The organism is Mucilaginibacter paludis DSM 18603, assembly GCF_000166195.2.
GTDB classification, from domain to species: Bacteria; Bacteroidota; Bacteroidia; order Sphingobacteriales; family Sphingobacteriaceae; genus Mucilaginibacter; species Mucilaginibacter paludis.
Genome location: NZ_CM001403.1, coordinates 6,716,891 through 6,734,306, shown reverse-complemented (window position 1 = coordinate 6,734,306; position 17,416 = coordinate 6,716,891). Strand labels below are relative to the sequence as shown.

Annotated in this window: 19 protein-coding genes and 1 tRNA gene; 10 read left to right on the top strand and 10 right to left on the bottom strand. The window is 35.7% G+C overall.

What is annotated here, in order from left to right:
- Positions 1-81 precede the first annotated feature (81 nt).
- The 3 genes from MUCPA_RS28465 (at position 82) to MUCPA_RS28455 (ending at position 2,927) form a co-directional block, all read left to right on the top strand.
- Positions 82-303, top strand: a complete 222-nt coding sequence (locus MUCPA_RS28465; RefSeq protein WP_008511232.1) for a hypothetical protein — start codon at positions 82-84, stop codon at positions 301-303.
- Positions 287-1,186: a flotillin family protein gene (locus tag MUCPA_RS28460; protein WP_008511229.1), complete on the top strand. Its 900-nt coding sequence runs from the start codon at positions 287-289 to the stop codon at positions 1,184-1,186. The genes MUCPA_RS28465 and MUCPA_RS28460 overlap by 17 nt, the downstream gene beginning before the upstream one ends.
- 394 nt (positions 1,187-1,580) lie before the next feature.
- The gene (locus tag MUCPA_RS28455) at positions 1,581-2,927 is read left to right on the top strand and encodes a tyrosine-type recombinase/integrase (RefSeq protein WP_008511227.1); all 1,347 of its coding nucleotides are present in this window, start codon (positions 1,581-1,583) and stop codon (positions 2,925-2,927) included.
- Positions 2,928-3,650: 723 nt separating this feature from the next.
- On the opposite strand, the gene MUCPA_RS28450 is transcribed toward MUCPA_RS28455, so the two are convergent.
- The 4 genes from MUCPA_RS28450 to MUCPA_RS28435 all read right to left on the bottom strand — a co-directional run bounded on the left by MUCPA_RS28450 (position 3,651) and on the right by MUCPA_RS28435 (position 6,196).
- The gene (locus MUCPA_RS28450) at positions 3,651-4,388 is read right to left on the bottom strand and encodes a hypothetical protein (RefSeq protein ID WP_008511225.1); all 738 of its coding nucleotides are present in this window, start codon (positions 4,386-4,388) and stop codon (positions 3,651-3,653) included.
- 3 nt (positions 4,389-4,391) lie between these two features.
- A complete protein-coding gene (locus tag MUCPA_RS28445) occupies positions 4,392-5,375 on the bottom strand; it encodes a hypothetical protein (protein WP_040626591.1) in 984 nt (327 codons plus the stop codon).
- A 321-nt stretch (positions 5,376-5,696) separates the two neighbouring features.
- Positions 5,697-5,918 (bottom strand): hypothetical protein, encoded by a 222-nt coding sequence (locus MUCPA_RS28440; protein WP_008511222.1) that lies wholly within the window; start codon positions 5,916-5,918, stop codon positions 5,697-5,699.
- A 2-nt stretch (positions 5,919-5,920) separates the two neighbouring features.
- Complete coding sequence (locus tag MUCPA_RS28435) at positions 5,921-6,196, bottom strand: helix-turn-helix domain-containing protein (RefSeq protein WP_008511221.1); 276 nt, start codon at positions 6,194-6,196, stop codon at positions 5,921-5,923.
- A 194-nt stretch (positions 6,197-6,390) separates the two neighbouring features.
- Here MUCPA_RS28435 and MUCPA_RS28430 point away from each other — a divergent pair.
- The 5 genes from MUCPA_RS28430 to MUCPA_RS38415 all read left to right on the top strand — a co-directional run bounded on the left by MUCPA_RS28430 (position 6,391) and on the right by MUCPA_RS38415 (position 7,876).
- Positions 6,391-6,464, top strand: a tRNA-Met gene (locus tag MUCPA_RS28430).
- A 148-nt stretch (positions 6,465-6,612) separates the two neighbouring features.
- Complete coding sequence (locus tag MUCPA_RS28425; RefSeq protein WP_008511218.1) at positions 6,613-6,882, top strand: MerR family transcriptional regulator; 270 nt, start codon at positions 6,613-6,615, stop codon at positions 6,880-6,882.
- A 10-nt stretch (positions 6,883-6,892) separates the two neighbouring features.
- Complete coding sequence (locus MUCPA_RS28420) at positions 6,893-7,120, top strand: hypothetical protein (protein ID WP_040626589.1); 228 nt, start codon at positions 6,893-6,895, stop codon at positions 7,118-7,120.
- Between the two features lie 48 nt (positions 7,121-7,168).
- The gene (locus MUCPA_RS28415; RefSeq protein ID WP_008511214.1) at positions 7,169-7,639 is read left to right on the top strand and encodes a hypothetical protein; all 471 of its coding nucleotides are present in this window, start codon (positions 7,169-7,171) and stop codon (positions 7,637-7,639) included.
- A 15-nt stretch (positions 7,640-7,654) separates the two neighbouring features.
- On the top strand, positions 7,655-7,876 hold the full coding sequence (locus MUCPA_RS38415) for a hypothetical protein (protein WP_169316214.1): 222 nt from the start codon (positions 7,655-7,657) through the stop codon (positions 7,874-7,876).
- Positions 7,877-7,945: 69 nt separating this feature from the next.
- On the opposite strand, the gene MUCPA_RS28410 is transcribed toward MUCPA_RS38415, so the two are convergent.
- Positions 7,946-8,854, bottom strand: a complete 909-nt coding sequence (locus MUCPA_RS28410) for a toprim domain-containing protein (protein WP_008511213.1) — start codon at positions 8,852-8,854, stop codon at positions 7,946-7,948.
- 49 nt (positions 8,855-8,903) lie between these two features.
- Positions 8,904-9,110, bottom strand: coding sequence for a helix-turn-helix domain-containing protein (locus tag MUCPA_RS37255; RefSeq protein WP_008511211.1), 207 nt, complete (start codon positions 9,108-9,110; stop codon positions 8,904-8,906).
- A gap of 308 nt (positions 9,111-9,418) precedes the next feature.
- Between MUCPA_RS37255 and MUCPA_RS28405 the strand changes: the two genes are divergently transcribed.
- Complete coding sequence (locus tag MUCPA_RS28405; RefSeq protein WP_008511209.1) at positions 9,419-12,091, top strand: TrlF family AAA-like ATPase; 2,673 nt, start codon at positions 9,419-9,421, stop codon at positions 12,089-12,091.
- A 481-nt stretch (positions 12,092-12,572) separates the two neighbouring features.
- Positions 12,573-13,844 carry a tyrosine-type recombinase/integrase gene (locus MUCPA_RS28400; RefSeq protein WP_157544002.1) on the top strand — a complete coding sequence of 424 codons (1,272 nt, stop codon included), beginning with the start codon at positions 12,573-12,575 and terminating at the stop codon, positions 13,842-13,844.
- A gap of 72 nt (positions 13,845-13,916) precedes the next feature.
- Here the strand turns inward: MUCPA_RS28400 and MUCPA_RS28395 are convergent, their stop codons facing one another.
- The 4 genes from MUCPA_RS28395 to MUCPA_RS28380 form a co-directional block, all read right to left on the bottom strand.
- Positions 13,917-14,318: a hypothetical protein gene (locus MUCPA_RS28395; RefSeq protein WP_008511206.1), complete on the bottom strand. Its 402-nt coding sequence runs from the start codon at positions 14,316-14,318 to the stop codon at positions 13,917-13,919.
- A gap of 604 nt (positions 14,319-14,922) precedes the next feature.
- Positions 14,923-15,306, bottom strand: a complete 384-nt coding sequence (locus MUCPA_RS28390) for a hypothetical protein (protein ID WP_008511203.1) — start codon at positions 15,304-15,306, stop codon at positions 14,923-14,925.
- Between the two features lie 209 nt (positions 15,307-15,515).
- Complete coding sequence (locus MUCPA_RS28385) at positions 15,516-15,896, bottom strand: hypothetical protein (RefSeq protein WP_008511201.1); 381 nt, start codon at positions 15,894-15,896, stop codon at positions 15,516-15,518.
- Positions 15,897-15,912: 16 nt separating this feature from the next.
- Entirely contained in the window at positions 15,913-17,400 is a 1,488-nt protein-coding gene (locus MUCPA_RS28380) for a hypothetical protein (RefSeq protein ID WP_008511199.1), read from the bottom strand.
- Positions 17,401-17,416: the final 16 nt, after the last annotated feature.

The window sequence follows — 17,416 nt, the reverse complement described above, 5'->3', positions numbered from 1 at the left end:
GTTTCAGTGCGAAAACATTTCAAATGTTGTTTGACAATCATATATTTATATGCAAGAATACCAATAAACATAGGAGTAGAAATGGACATTTTAAAAATAGCAGATGATGAAATCATTTTAAAACTAAATCGTCATGAATTATCTTTAGTAGCATTGGCTACAGATGCGGTATCAAATCAGTTTGAAGATATATCTGAATATCTACTTGATTACACAGAGCAAGATGTTGAAAAATTAGCAGACGATTTTAGCTACGTTAATAAGCAGTACGCAAAAAAAATATCTAATGAGGATAGTTTATAATCCGAACGATGTTTCTAGGGAAATAGCGAGTCACGACAATTTCAAACACTTTCATAGGGATGGAAAAAAGTGGGCAAAGCACGGCATTCATTTCGAAATTGGAAACTTCGAAAAACATGTCGCGAAAGTATTATCGGATAAAGAAACAGTTGTTCGGGCTGGACTAAAATCTAGAGACTTTTATTATAGCGAAAAGTATAAATCTACAGTAATTGTTGATTATGGGGGGAAAGATAAAGGGACATGCTACTATACAAAAAACAAAAATAACTTTAATAATATAGTATTAGAAGACAATAAACAAAGAAAATTATTGAAGCTGCAACTTCCTAAGGAATTAAAAGGCGGTCATAAAGCTCTTTATGATTTAAAAAGTATAAGAAAAAAAGAAAGGCAATTAAAAAATAACTTTAAAACCTTTAACAAGACTGGTCCAAATGCACGGAAACATCGTGCCACCAAGACATTAGAAAAGAAGATTAAACGCAATTCCGAAAAAAATAAAAATCAGTATAAAGCTAAAGAGAAATTAGCTGACCGTAAATTAAAAATAGAGCAGAACAAGCAAAAGCAAGCGCAAGCAAGGTTACAAAATGAGCGTAAAAAAGTATTGATAGCAGAACTTCATAAAAAGAAAGAGCAAGACGCTAGGTTAAAGCTGGAAGCCCAAAAGAAAAAGGAAGCAGCTATTGCTAAAGAACAGGCTATAAAAAATGCTCCACAAAAATCCGATGAAATGAAGAAGAACGAACAAAAGAAACAATTAGATATTGTCCAGCAAGAAGCATTGGAACGAGAACAAGCGCGCCAAAGGAGATTGAGGGAACTTGAAGAGGCTCGTTTACAAAATCAAAAGGATATAACAAAAGGGTATCATAAATAGGCCCTTTTATCCGTTTTATTATTCCATTCATTATAATCATCTCCATCATTGATTTGCCTTTACGATTCATGTATAATTTATAATCTGCTGAAAAGTAGACTTAGGGTAATTGTTGGGGTAAAGGACAAGCTATAAAATAAAGTTTGCTCTTTTTACAATGATTTGAAGGGATATATTCAACCCCGGTCGGGGCTACCAAATTTTAATTCACAAGATGCCACAAAGCATCAAATATTTGTTTTGAAACAAATAAATAGTGGGTTGACATTTAGGAATATATACCTATACTTCATAATATGCCACGTGAAAGCGGGTAAAAAATGGGGTAAAAAATCTGCGTAAGCATCCCCGACAGTTTCCAGTTTGTAACATTCTGTACTGAAAGGAGAGCGCTATGCTCCTTAACGATTCGTCCTGCAAAAATGCCAGGGCAAAAACTAAAACATATAAACTTAACGACGGTGAAGGGTTGTGGCTATTTGTCAATCCGAACGGAAAAAAATACTGGCGATATAAATACAAGTACAACGGGAAAGAAAACACGCTTTCCTTTGGTGCCTATACTGAAGTTTCTTTACGGGATGCAAGGGATAAACGAGATAATGCAAAATCCGATTTGAAAAATGGCAATGACCCAGCAATTTTGCGAAAGGGGGCAAAGCAATTAGCGGCATTCAACAATACTCAAACCTTTGAGGCCATATCAAGAGAATGGCATACACAGTATATCAATAATTGGTCGCCAAAACAAGCCGCTCGAATTTTGCGAAGGTTGGAAAATGAGTTGTTTGATGATTTAGGTCGTTATCCGATAAACAAGCTGCCTCGTAAAATATTTTTGGTTTGTGTGCAGAAGGCGGCAAAAAGATCGCCAGAACTTGGCAAACGATTACTTGGCTACTGCAAACAAATTTTTGAATTCGCTGGTCTAACAGATCGGCTTGATAAAGATTTGACTTTGGGTGTTAAAGCAGCATTACCTAAATATATTTCAGGTCATTTTGCTTGTATTGAATTAGAGCAATTACCTGATTTTATAAAAGCAATCTATGCCCCGCCTCCTAAACAACATAAATTAGCTAATCAAGCCGCACGATTGGCAATGTTGTTTGGATGTCGAACGATGGAAATGCTAAAATCAGAACGATCAAAATTCAATCTTGATACGGCTATGTGGATTATTATATCTGATAATGTGAAAAAATCAGCCGAACAAAGAAGAATAAAAAGAGATCATCTTGTTCCGTTACCTAAGCAAGCTATAGAGATAATTTTAGAACTTGATAGGGAATACGGGGAAAACAGGAAATATCTTCTACCAAGTCCGGTAAAAGAAAATCAGCCGGTTTGTAAGAATATTATACTGAGCGAACTTGACCGCTTAGGTTACAAATCGGTAATGACTACCCACGGCTTTAGATCGTTATTTATGAGCGTTAGTACTGAAAAACTGAAATACAGGATGCGTATAGTGGATCGTCAATTAGGGCATGTTCCCAAAGGCGAAGTGCTTCGCTCATACGATAGAGCCAAATATTTAGATGATCGTATAAAGCTCATGCAAGATTATGCAGATTATCTTGATAGCTTATTTAAACCACAACAAACTGAAAGGAACAATCATGGAAATTCATCAAGGTGTCGGTCAACCGTTTCGTATCACTACAGCAATGGTACTTCGGCAGTTGAATTTGAGTCTCTCAACACTCAACAGGCGTATCAAATCCGGCACGTTTCCTAAGCCCCACAAAGATGATGGCGGTCGCCTCAATTACTGGAATACGGATCAAATAAAAGATTATCTAAAAAGCCGTAATAAGGATTTCCAAAAATAAATTAATATGGCCCTGCATTTTTGCGGGGCCATGTTTATACATGGGATCATCCCAAGTAGCACCGTCTTAGCCTAAGTCCTTTTAAATTTTGAAAAGGTTGGTTTCCGGCAGGAAGCCCATACCCCCAATAGTTCTCTTATATCTGCTGATCGCAGATACAAGTATTACAGCGTTGTTTACCATAGCCGCAAGATTATCTTCTTAGGAAACGTGATAGATAGCAGCAAAATAATTAAAGATGAAATAAGGTAGCCCCAAGCCGGATGAGAAAAAAGATATATTAGTGCATTTTTCAAAACAAAAAACATAAAATAATTTTATTGCTACTCCCAGCTTTTGCCAAGTAATTTAAATTATCCTGCGTAAATTTTGTTTCGTAAAGCCAAGATTTTTGTCGAATTTCATTTCGGTGATTATAATTAAAAGGTATCATTACCCATCGTTATTAGACAGATATCTGACATGCTTACAACCGCTTTTGAAGCCTATGCACAATCACTACGTATCTTACTTGAAGCTGTTTGGCGATCCAATACATTAATTCTCGTAGACCCGCATGAAGCTTGCCTCCTGATGACACACAGAGACACACAGTAGACCAAATTTCCATTTTTTTACCGGCAATATTATCATTTTTTCCAGTTTGGATAGTCAATTAAACTAACTAGCTCTTCAAATATAATTCGTATTTCAGTTTTGAGATTATCAATATCTACTTTTTTTGCGGAGAAGCGTTTGCTATGAACACTAGAATCAGCAAGCTTCTTAATCTTGGGAATATCTTCGCGAGTGATTTTTGTTAAATGCCAATTATTTTCCGAAACAAGTTTTGAAATCAGGTCACTTAAAAAAAAGTAGCCGCCGTTCCCGTTTTTTATTTTGCTTTCTATACCGTGTTTTTCGAATAGCTCGATAATTAAAGTTTCGAGAAGCTTACGTAGCATAAAGAAACATGAGTTATATAGAGCAAAGTCATATGCACATGAAGCTTCTGTTGCAAAACCCGTTAAATAGCCTCTCGTATTTTCGAAAATGCTAAGTGCAAAAAGGTTATTTGAAGGTTCTGGAACAAACTCTTTTTGTATAACCTTCTCTATAAGCGCCCTGGTGTTACTCTCAAGACAGTAACCAGAGTTTCTTTTCAAGAATTTCTGACCTTTCGCTCTTTTCGAATACTTACTTAAATAACTAGAAATATTAGAATAGGGACTTAAATGTAAATCATTGAAACACTCGCTAATGTCACTTGCTTTGAATTGAGATACTTCAGTTTCGAATAAAATATAGTAAGCAAACAAATCAATTTTGTCGCTAGCAGACAAATCATTAAATTCTGGAATTTTTTTAACGAAAGATGAGATAGACATATATTATGACTTCGGTAAATTATCTGCTACGAACATTGCCCCTAATGAGGTTAAGTTGAACTTATTATTATCATCTTTATCAATCAAATTAGATTTTGGACCTTTTAAATTAATTAAAACTTGTTGTAAAGCATTCGGTACGTTTTTCGTTACTACTTTAAACATGTACATAATCTCTTCAACACTAGCGCCGTCTGAATTTTTATGTTCTGCATACCAATTCAAAAACACCAAAACTTCTTCATTTTGAGATTTTGGAGCTTTTAAACCATAATAACTTTTTAAAGCACTAATCTCGGCAAGCGCAAACTTCTGATCGACAAAGTTAACGCCTGTTTTAGCTGAGGATTTACCTTTAGAAGTTTTAGTTGCTTCTTTAGCTGAAGTTTGTTCGCTATTGCTTTTACTTGCCCCACCTTTTTTTATTTTTCGTTGTGTTGGGTTTGAAACGGACTTACCTGCTAGAATATCAGCAGCTTTATTCTTGCCTTTTTCTAATATTATAAAATTTGTTGCGTTAGTTGATTTAATATACTGGCTGGTTACAAGGCTCTTTATATTATTAGATAAGTTTGCAGTTCTATTTGCATCCTTCCTGTCAGTTTCTTCGTAAAGTTGGATTAAATTTTCCTTTGTAAATTCCTTTGACCCAAAGCCCGAACCATAAAAAGCATAAGTGAGTAGCCACTCAGTTTCAGATTTAGGCAGATCTCGCAATTTTACATCTTTTAAGATAGGATAATCTTGGTTGCCGACGGTTTCCGAATAGGCATTTGTCGTATCGTCTAATTCAATCAATCCTCTACTAACGCTTGAAACCCCTTTTGGCGACATAGTCGGGGCATTAGCCGTTATATTTACTGTAGATATTATGTGAGATAAAATATTTTCATTGAAGTTTTTGAATTCCTCTTTTACGACATCTTGGTTCCCTTCAACTTCAAATTCTAATGCGTGAAGTTTAAATTTCATTTTTAGCGTTTCCATGTATATTCTCTCAAATAAGGTTTGATAAGTTCTTATATGAGAGCAATTTACATGTTAATTGCCTTACTTGCAAATATAGGTTCTTCACAAAGAAATTTCGGGTCGGACATAAGGTAAATTCTGTATGTAAACTTGTTGATAGTAAATCTATTAACAGCTTATCATTTTTAAGTGTTGCTAATTGTTAAAAACAACAATCTTATAGGTTTAATACAAAATTTCTAATGGCAATGACAGGATACAGCTTTGATGACCTATGTTATTACACATATTAGATTGCTACACATAGCCTGATAAATTGTATCACAAAATTATATAACCTTACCTTTCTCGTTCACGAGACTGCTCACGACCTTTTTGTGAAACTTCCCGGATGCGTTCCAACTCGTATTGCCTTGCTCCACCAACCATGCCTTTAAATCGGTCATCTTCATCTTTAGCTGATAGAATTTGTTGCGCAACTTCGGGCATTTCTTTTTTCAGTTTGTACATCTGATTAAAGCCTTTGATGTATTCCGGCGATGGGTCTTGTTCTTCTTCCATTGTTAAAAGGTTTCGTAGGTAAAATCTTCAATAAAATCGCGGATGCTGTCGGCATCGTATAAGATGATTTTTTTCTCCGGCTGGCTATAACGGATTTTTCCCTCATCGCGGAATTTTTGCAATGTGGTCTTGCTGGTGATGCGTAGCATCTTCATAGCTTCCTCGCCGGAAACCCATTTGTCGCCTTGTGATGGTTTAGGTCTTTTGCTGTCGATGTAAGCTTCGAGCTTATCGATCATTGCAAAGAAAGCCCGGTCTTCAAAACAGATAACTTCCATACAAGCAAGGTAATAAGTTTTTTGATGAGAACAAAAGTGAAAAAGATTATAAAATAAAGGTCGTAATTCTTACCTTTGCGCTCCACGCACCGAAAGGCGCACCGTTAACAAAACCGTTAACAGGTTTGGATGCTGAAAAAAGCCTATTATGTTTCAATTCATAAAAAGCTGAATATCAGCAAGAAAAACAACCCGGCGGGGTAGCTCAGATGGTTAGAGCGTAGGATTCATAACCCTAAGGTCGGCAGTTCGATCCTGCTCCCCGCTACATTGATAATCAGGCTTTTAGGTGAAAACTTAAAAGCCTGATTTATTTTCATGTCACGTATGTGTCACGCTTTCCTAAACATTGTGACACGCCGGATTTTTTTGTGACAGGATTTTTCCTTACCTTGTTATCACCAACCTGTCACCCAATGGAAGTTATTTGTTTGCAAGATGAAGCCTTAAAGGCTTTGATTGATAAAGTTGTCGCCTACGTTAAAACCGAACATGGGATTAAAAAAGAAAAATGGCTTACACCCGAAGAAGCCATGAAAGCGTTAGGCATTACCAGCAAAACCACCTTACAGAAATATAAGGACGAAAAGCAATTTACGTGCGCTGAATTATCGCCGCGTAAATTTATGTATGATGCCGATTCCATCGAAGCATTTAAACAACGTAAATCCCGTGATACATTTTAATCATACAAGTATGGAAGAAGATTATATTACCTCTGAAACTGCATCCGCTTTTAATGCTGGATATATATTGCAAAAGCATGAGCCACAGTTACTGGACAAAATCTTGCAATCAACAGATAAGCAGAATGAATATATAAACGCATTATCAACAGGGAAAAAGCAACAGGAACGGGAAAAGATAGTTGAACAGCAGCAGGCAATCAAAACAAGGAGCCAACAAAAGAAACAAAAGCGATAAATCTGCTATTCGTTCGTTTATCAGTATGTTTGTAAATAATCAAATATTATGTTGAAGCCTTTAACTCAGTTCATTTGTGATCATTGCGGTCATATCATTGAAACTCCCGAAAAAGCGTATCTCGAGTGGGAGAACATTAATGATAAAGAGGGAAAGTCTCGCGCAACGAATTTTAAAATCGTTCACCATGATGCAGAAACTAACACTTTTTGTTCAGTAAGGCCAAGTACAGCTACTTTAAGTCTCGAGAAATTTACAGGTCCAGACGGCATAGGAGCATTGTTAAGTTTTTACGATCAGGGTGAATTTGTAGAACCGGTCTTTAGCGTGCCGAGGGCGTTAAATTTGAGGGAATTTACTGACATATTTAGACGCTTGACCATCCCTTTTTACGAAGAGGGTAGACAATATTTACAGTTTGCGTTTGATGATGGTTTCATAAGTTCAAATCAATACGGAATTTACAGGCCTGAAAAATTGCAAGCGTTTATCGAAAAATATAGCCCAGCCGTTCAATGACAATCAATAATTAATATGAGCATTTTTGATAAAGTGGTTAAAGAACCTTGTAATGATTGCAAAGCACTTGTTGGATGTGGTCGATACGATCGACCACATTGGAACTTGAAATTAACAGAATTTAAACCTGTAGATTCAATGTTCGGTGCTGTTGATGAAAGCTATTATAGTTGCAGAACTTGTGGAAAAGAGTGGTTGCATGAAACTGGAAATTATGGACAAGGATGGGTCGAGTAGTTTAATTTCAAGAAAAAAATAATAGTCAGACGATTTAATAAAAAGCGGGGCAATAAACCCCGCATTTTATTAAACAACTAAATTCAAATTATGCATGTGCCACGCATTAAAATCTTCATGGCCGCTATAAGTTTTATTCATCGGCTTATGTGTTAAATCTTCTTCCGTCTTGAAAAAAGCTGCCATCGCTTCCGTAGCTTTTTGACCTGATAGATCGTTATCAAACCATGTGGCCGCCATTCTATACCCATAACCTTTGATATAGGCCGTTGCGTAATTCAGACAGGCCAGCGAATTCAAAATGATTACATCATGTTCATGTGTTTTTTTGATGCTTATATAAGTCAGGTAATCCATCATGCCCTCAAATAGATGGATATCGTTGGATTTCGGTTTTGTGCCGCGTACAAACGTAATATACTTTTTGCGCACGCATCCTTTAAAGTACGGATTGCGTATCTCATATCCGTTTTCTTCGTTTCTCAAACCGAGGGCATAAAAACACTTTCCTGTTTTTTTATTTGAAACGTAGACCTGTTTCAAATGACGTTTTGCTAATGCCACGTCAATGCCTCGTTTTTCAAGGTACTGGACCAATGCCTGATGCTTGATTGCCGTTACCGATTTCAGGACAAGCGTTTTGTCCGTTTCGGTGCTGCCAGCAACATCATAAGGTACAAAGGCGATATGTGTGCTTGCGCCGATCATATTGCCCAGCCAGCGCAACGCATCCGCAACAGTATCATTCACACCGCTTTGGTTCAGATGAAACCGCACGAGGTCGATACCATCCCCATGTACGCCATCACCCCAATCGTGCCAACGGTTGGTTTTATAGCATACTTGGAAGCTTGCCGTTTTCTCTATCCGACGCGGGGATAAGTACCAAGCATCCTTGTCGGAATACTTAACAGGGTAACAGTTGATTTTTTCCAGAATTGAAGACAAGGGGATACACTTAGCTTGTTCAATGTTCATACGAAGCTCCAAATTAATAAAATAGAATATGGCTGATGTACAAAGGCGCTTAAGTTTCGCTTGGTTTGTTGAGCGATACATCAAGGAACCTGTCGAGTTCAGAACGGCGATATCGTACTGATCTCCCAATTTTCAGATAAGCGAGATTGTAACGCTTGGTGCAAGCCCATACGGCTAATGTGCCTGGTGTTACGCCGAGGTAACGTGCAGCTTCTTTTCGGGTGAGTATTGGGTCATGATTTTCTTTCGCTGTCATAAATGTCCTTTGGTTAAAGGTCAGTAATAGGATATAATACCTATCGAGCAGCGTTATATATTGAATATATTCCTATTAGTCAAGCGAAACAGTGTTACGTTAATCATAAACAATCATGATTAATTTTAAGGTATAATGAAGGGCATCAACTACACATGCGATTGTATTTGTTGCAATCTTATAAAACGATAATGGGGAAATAAGAATTCTGGCATTACCAGCATAAAATAAACTATGCCGCTTATTAAATATGCTCCACAATATTCGTATGTTTACTATTACAACCTAATTAACCTCACAGTTTAGAAATGACAATTGATTTTAGCGATGTAAATTCTGGCGCAAAATTCCACCGTGCCGACCTTCATATTCATTCTTTTGGTGAAGAAGGCTCTTTCGATGTTACAGATAATACTATGACTCCACAAAATATTGTGGATACTGCGATATCAAAAAATTTATCTATTATTTCTATCACCGATCATAATGAAATCGGTAATGTAAAGGTTGCATTGGCTCATGCTGAAGGAAAAAACATTCTCGTTATTCCTGGTATAGAAGTTAGTACAACCCAAGGCCATTTGTTGGTTTATTTTGAAGATTATCTTAGTTTAAAAAACTTCTATGGTAGGCTTAGTATTGCGCCTAATCGCGAAACTTGCTCACAAAGTATAGTTGATTGTTTGACCATCGCTCAACAGTTCGGCGGCATAGGTGTTTTAGCGCATATAGAATTAACCTCTGGCTTTGAAAGCGTAATAAATAGGTTCGGCCCCCAAATGGAAGCAGTTATCTGCCATCCAACCATCGTTGCGTTAGAAGTTTCTAATAAGGAGAATTCAATCAATTATACCGATGCCGATCTTAACGCGGATAGAAAACGATTAATTAATCTTCGAAGACAAACCTTATCCTTAAATAATGACTGGCAATTTCCAGTTTTAATGTCTTCAGATTCGCACATGTTGTCCAAATTGGGATTAAATGCCGAAGGTAACAAGAGGCTTACCAGAATTAAGATGGATAGCCTTTGTTTTCATGGTTTTAAAGTAGCGTTACAAAATTCGACATCCCGCATAATGTTGGAAGATTTAATTCCAGAAAGAACCCCCTGCTTTATCGGCGTTAAAATTGATGGAGGCTTATTAGACGGCTTGAAAGTGCATCTAAATAAAAATTTGACTTGTATCATCGGGGGGCGAGGTGCGGGAAAATCTACTTTGCTTGAGTGTGTTCGTACTGCGTCGGGTAATAGTTCAGGTTCGAATATTATAAATAGTGACGTTTGGCCGGATAAAATTTCTCTACTTTATGAGGATGAAGCAGGACAGTTAACTTATTTGTCGCGTGAGAAAAATGGGATAGTAACAAATACTCAAGATCCTATCAATGGAATAACTACTATAGATATTGAAACGTATGGCCAAGGAGAAACAGCAAATACAATTCAATATAGCGATGAAAATCCAACCACCTTGCTGAGTTTTTTGGAAAGCTTTATAGAGTTCGGTTCATTGAAAGATGAGCAAGATGAAGCAAGACAAAAACTTATAATTAATCAGGGTGAGATAGCAAAGTTAAGGGTTGAAGTCATTAATATTCCAGAAGTAGAAAAACAAAAAATTTACCATGAAGGAAAATTAGAACAGCTCAAAAAAGATAATGTTGGAGAATTAGTTGTCTATCAATCTGCTCTATTGCAGGAAAGGACGATTCGTACAAATATCATCACTGATCTTAAGAGGCTGATTGACCAATATAAAGGCATTTTGGATGACAGCTCAGTTTTTCAGTCCTTCGCGAAGTTAGAAGATAAAGATATAATCGTTGGCAAAGAAAACTTCACCAAAGTAAAAGAAATCGTAAATGAGTTTTCTGTTATTGTAAGCTCAAAATCCTCCGAGTTAAAAGGTTCGCTTAACGGAAAGATTGCTGAATTGAGAACGCAGTTAAATGATTGGGCCAGTAAGGAATCTGGTATATTAGCAAATATTGATGCGAAAAAGGCAGAATTGGCAGCTCAAGGAATTCCATTTGATATCGGCCAGATTAATCAAATAGCGTCAAGTGTTAATCATTTTCAAGAGAAATTAAAAACATTGTTATTAAAAAAGAATGACCTTGATGTGTTGCTGAAACAACGAAATGGATTAATTCAAGAACGAGCAGCCTTGCTAACAAAAATTTATAATCTACGACTCGCCTTCGGCATAAAAATAAAAGAAGATTTAAAAAATTCCGTAGATGGTTTTCTTGTAGACCTTAAGTTTCATGAAGGCAAATATTCTCCATTGTTTGAAGAAGCAATAAGATCACTTATGCAGTGGCGAACAGTACAAGTACCAAAAGCAAAGTTATTAAGTAGATTTATTTCACCTTGCGAATTCGCGAAAGCCGTTAAAAAAGGCAACTTAGATACCCTCAAAACGCTCACCAACAACGGAGCAAGGGTGTTTTCGGACAATGAAATTGAACAAATTCTGTCAACATCCAAGGCGAATTTTGCTTATGAAGAATTCGAAAGTACCATAGTTGAAGATTTGCCAGTGTTAACTGTGACAAAAATGGTTGACCAGCCTGATGGCAGTAAAAAACCAGTTTCCAGAAGTATTGCCCAATTATCTTTAGGACAACAACAATCAATTGTTTTAGCGATTTTGTTGCATTCTAATAGCAAGAAACCTTTATTGATAGATCAACCTGAAGATAATTTGGATAGCGAATTTATTGCTAAGCATATTGTGCAGAACTTGAAGAAAATCAAAGAAAAGCGACAAGTAATTATTGTTACCCATAACGCTAATATTGCCGTATTAGGTGATGCTGAACTGATTATACCTCTTAAAAGCACAAGCATTAAATCGCAAATAGTTGGCATGGGTTCTATAGATCGCGCCGAAACGAGAGCGATTTGTTGTGAGGTATTAGAAGGTGGCGCGCAAGCATTTAAAAAGCGGAAAGAAATTTATGGCTTAGATTGATAGCCCTTTCAAAGTCTAATCACTACAGCCCATTTTATAGGAATAATTATCCATCACCATTAATGTACATTAACATCAAAAACTAATTTCAACATTTATAAACTTCAAAAAAGAATTCTAACTCGTAGCGTAAGAAAAGGCTTGCAGAGCATGCGTTTTAGTGTATAATTTGATGATATACCCGCCGGGTATAAGTGAGGGTACCGGATAAAAATGACATTGAAAAATTCTATCAGTGTTAGGAATATAAAAAGTGGTTTCAAGAGTCTATTCTCTCCACCATTTTTAACAACATATATTCCTATCAGTCTAAAAAACCCGTATAAAAGCGGTGTTTTTTGGCACTTTACATTTAGGATTATATACCTATACTTATCCAAATTAACAACAAAAAAGGGTATAAAAAAGGGTATCAATGATACCCTGATAAATTCGATACCCTCATTTATTAAATATCTTATTGTAACTAAAGGAGGAATTCGTGTCACTTAACGACATGGCTTGCCGTTACGCCAAGCCTCAAACCAAACCTTATAAACTGTATGATATTGAAGGGCTTTATTTACGAATCATGCCTAATGGTAGCAAATATTGGCGCTACAACTTTAAATTTCATGGAAAATCGAAAACGTATGCAATAGGAGTATTTCCCAATGTTTCGTTAAAAGAGGCACGTAAAATTTGCGATGAAGCAAAAGAAAGCATCAAAGCTGGAATCGATCCAACGATATTAAAAACAAAAGCAAAGCAACTGGCCGCGTTTAATTCCGATCAAACCTTCGAGACAGTTGCAAGGGAATGGCATCAACACTATTACAAAACATGGAGTGAAAAACATGCTGATTATATTATCCGACGTTTAGAACTGCATGCGTTTCCGCACATAGGCCGTTATCCACTAAATCAGTTAACTCCACAGATCATCCTCACTTGTTTACAGCGCATTGAAAAAAACGCGCCGGAGATCGCAAGGCGAGTGTTACAAATGTGCAGTAAGGTTTTTCAGTACGCATCCTTAACGGGGAGGTTAGATAAGGATTTAACTTTCGGACTAAAAGGGGCATTTAAAAAATACAAGAAAGGCCATTATGCAGCGATTGACATTAGTGAGTTACCGGAACTGTTAGCCGCAATTAACAGCAATGAAGCCCGAGCCTACAAGCAAACAAATTTGGCTATAAAATTATTGCTTTACACATTTGTCAGAACAGGCGAATTGATAAACGCTAAGTGGTCCGAGATTAATTTTGCAAACGCTATGTGGACAATCCCAGCCGAACGAATGAAAATGGATTTGACACACTTAGTGCCGCTATCAAAGCAAGCTTTATCGGTGCTGTACGAACTTAAAGAATTGACAGGGCACCGCGAATATTTATTTCCCAGTATTCCCTACCCACGCAAACCAATGTCAGATTGCACCATTTTAAACGCCCTAAAACGTATGGGTTATAAAAACCGTATGACAGGCCACGGATTTAGAACTTTACCATTGGGCGTTGGTAAAGAGATTTTGAACTATCCGCATCATGTTATAGATAGACAATTATCACATGCTCCAAAGTCTAATAATGACCGTGCATACGATCGCGCTACATTTTTGCCTCAGCGAAAACAATTTATGCAGGAGTACGCTGATTATCTTGATAGCTTAATTGGAACAAAATCAAAGAAAGATCTTGCGATTACCTTAACGGAAGCACATAGCTATAATTTGGGTTTTCTATCGATGAGTTATAAAATAAATCAATAAACATTTGTATGCCTCTCTCATAATGAGATTATATCCTACAAGAATGTATTATTCCAATTGTTAACAAAGTCATCAATTGGAAGGCTGTTTATCTGCATCTTCAATTTTTAACTTCCTAATAAATTCTTCGACTGTACCTTTGTTCCAATCTTTAATAGCACCATAAGCAAAGTAAACAGTGAGAGCAAATGAACTAATACAAGCAAATAGAAATAGGCTTTTCCAAATAATAGGCTCGATCCCAAACCCCGTCTTAGTAAATTCCGCTGTCGCTAATGTTGCTAATAAAGTAATGAATATCCCTAATGGGGCGAGCCAATCAATTTTCCTTTTTATAACGTTATGATGTGCGATCAGTAGTAACTCAACTTTATCCATATTAGTTAATATGAACTCTTGTTTAATATTTTTGTAAATAATTGAGTGCTGGATTACATCGTTGTTAACATCAATATGAAGATTGCTATCCACCATTTCTACTGATTTAATAATCCTAAAACACCAAGAGCATGTTGGCTTGTAAAGCCACAATTATTGCATATCAACGCAATGGTTGGAATAGTTGGCCCACCAAGAACCATCCCACCTTTTAAATCGAAGTTTAGAATATTATTAAAGTATCCTTCAGCCAAACTAAAACCCTGATTGCTACACATAGGTCATCGCAAGTTTGGGGCTTTAGCCGTGATTTTTTGAATGATTTTCTGCTTTTCAGCTTCTGGAATTGAATTTGACATGATTTATAATTTAATATTGAGTTCTGGTACATAAATAATAAATATTGTCCTGCACCAAATATTATTTTGATTCTATGTTGGAGGCCATAGTAACAACAAGCTTTTAGTCCTAATATTAAATACCTCAAAGAAATTCGTAAGAAATTTTCAGTTCAGTTTTTTGGTAGTATTCAATGATTTATATAACGTAGAATGTCCTGCTTTTTGTTGGTTCAACTGTGGTGCATCTTTTTTTGATAGCACATTTAGTTAGCATTTAAACCAACTAATTTCAAGGCGGCAGATCGACAATAACATGAATCTTTTTGCCCGATGCTCGCCGCAATTTATCCGGCGTTACGTTACTGAAATTTAGTAGCGTTAAATATTAACTGCTCTTTTGATTTTTTTTTCTTATCAAAATAGTTAATCGCGTTACCGTTTTGGCCAATGGTAACATCACTGTATGCCGGGTTAATTCTGAAAATTTCCGCAATAAGAATTACATTGGTAAGATCACGTTTTTTGTAACATGGTAAAATTTTATAAAAATCATTATCGGATAAATTTGCTACTTCGTTCAATGTATATACATTATAATTTGCATTGATAAAATCGCCATGTGCAAATTCATGTGAGTTGTAAAAAACTGAAAATTCACTTTTGTTCAATTTACAACTCAACTCGGGAAATATATTCCAAGCTATTAAAACGGTTATCAATAAACACAATAAGAGTTTTTTCAATTTAAAAAGACCTTAATTCTACTTTTCGTGTAAGGTAAATGAGGCAGAACACCTACTTATAGGATTACCTGATAAATCATTTACAGTAAAGTAATATATGTAAGGCTGTGGGTAAACATTTCCTATTACCCTTACAAAATTCTCTAGTTGGATAAGTGAATTTAATAGGTCATACAACAACATTTAACCTGCATAATGAAGAGTAATAGTTATTGTTCACCAGGTTCACGAATTAATATCACACACTGTATAAATGTAGATTTATTAAAGAATGATACCGAATTAAACGGCTCATTTGTATCCGCGAATAATATATCCTTGTGTTCTCTAATTGTAGCAACAATAATTTCAGCCTTAGCTTCCTTCGTGTTAATAACATTTGGAACTAATTTATGGATTTGGCTTGTTGAAAGCCGATTTATAATGGCTAAAGACTTCGTTATATAATTCTCAGCGCTTAAATTTAAAAAATCATCTTTTAAAATAAGTTTTTCAAGTTCATCATGACTCACAGTTGCAGTGTTAGAAAATCTACAGCACACAATGAAAATTGCTAATGTTAAGATGATGATACTCTTAAAACGCTTCAATAAAATAACCTCTTAATTATCGATTCAGAACTATGCCTGTTGATGTTAATGTCTCCAAAATATTACCATGAATATCAAAAGTTTTAAAGATGTAAAGATCAACATATGGAATACTGGAGAATTTGCCGCCCAAAACCGTATTATATTCCCAGTATGCTAATTGATTACCAGTACCGGTTGATTTTCCGAATAGCATTGTTTGACCAGTGCTTACTGTAGTAACCGAAAGGGTTGAGGCTAAGTTAATTCCCGAAGAGTTATAAACATTAGCAAAGCCATAAAACATTACGGGATTACCAATGTAACCGAAGCTTGGTGATATAACAGCAGTCCCAGAATTATCCCTATTGATCAAAATTTGCGAATTATTTTGATCGAATACGTTTATAAGGGCATTTATATTAGCTCCAGGTACATTAGGTAATGATACTTTCTTGACACCAGGATCATAAGTTAAACTCGGTTTTGTGTTTGATAATGGCGTTCCTTCTTCAAGTAGAGACATTAGTTCCAATGAAATCATATTAGTGAAATAAACTCTCATTACCTGATTATAACCTTGATAGCCAATCGCTCCGTTTTTTAAAAACATGCCAGATAAATCATTGTTAATCGCGGATTCGCAAGCATCTATAAAAACTAATGAGTTTGGAAATTTGTCCGTTAAAGTATATTTGATGTATTCAGGTGATACACCAAAATAATGAACATTATTGATAAGATTAACAGATTCTCTTACCAGTAATCTTTCACCCAATTCAATTTCAGACAATTTTTTTTCATCATATATTTCACCTGTTGCAATGGTAGTAGAGGGAAATACACCTAAGAAATTATCTTGTGCGGTACCGTGGGTTTTAATATAAATTACGCCATATTTTTTTAAAAAGTCACCTCGAAATTTATCAAGCGTCGCTAAATTATCTGGAAATATATCTACTGAATATCCGGCATTAGCTAAAATAGTAGCTATTGCGTATAAATCTGATTTAAAAGAAGCTTCAAAAGGAGCGAGAATAACTGCCTTTTTGATTGTTGGTATAATTGCAGGATAATTGCGACCTCGCGATACTTCAGAAAATGTTTGTATTGGATTTACTGCAGGACTATTATTTATTTTTATGACAGGGTCTAAGCGGATGTCGTCTTGAGTTTTAATAATTAAGATGATATTTTTCCCATCAGTTTGTTGTACGATAATAGAAGAACCAGTTTGATTAGGAAAAGCATTTTTCACATTTTCAACTTTTTTTATTTGGTCAGCAATTTTTTGAGGATCAATAAGAATTTTATTTGTTATTAATTGATTAAAACTATCGTTAATGATTTTAGTGCCGTCTAATGTAATTCTATTTGTGATCTTTTCAGATGCAATAAGTTCATTATAAGTAGTTGGAGTATGAAGTGGTGTAATTTCAATTATTGTTTCTTGGCTTTGCTTTTTGCTGCAGCCGTTTAAAATTATTGCAATGCATATTGAACTTAAAATAATTATCTTATTCATAACTAATCAATTGTGT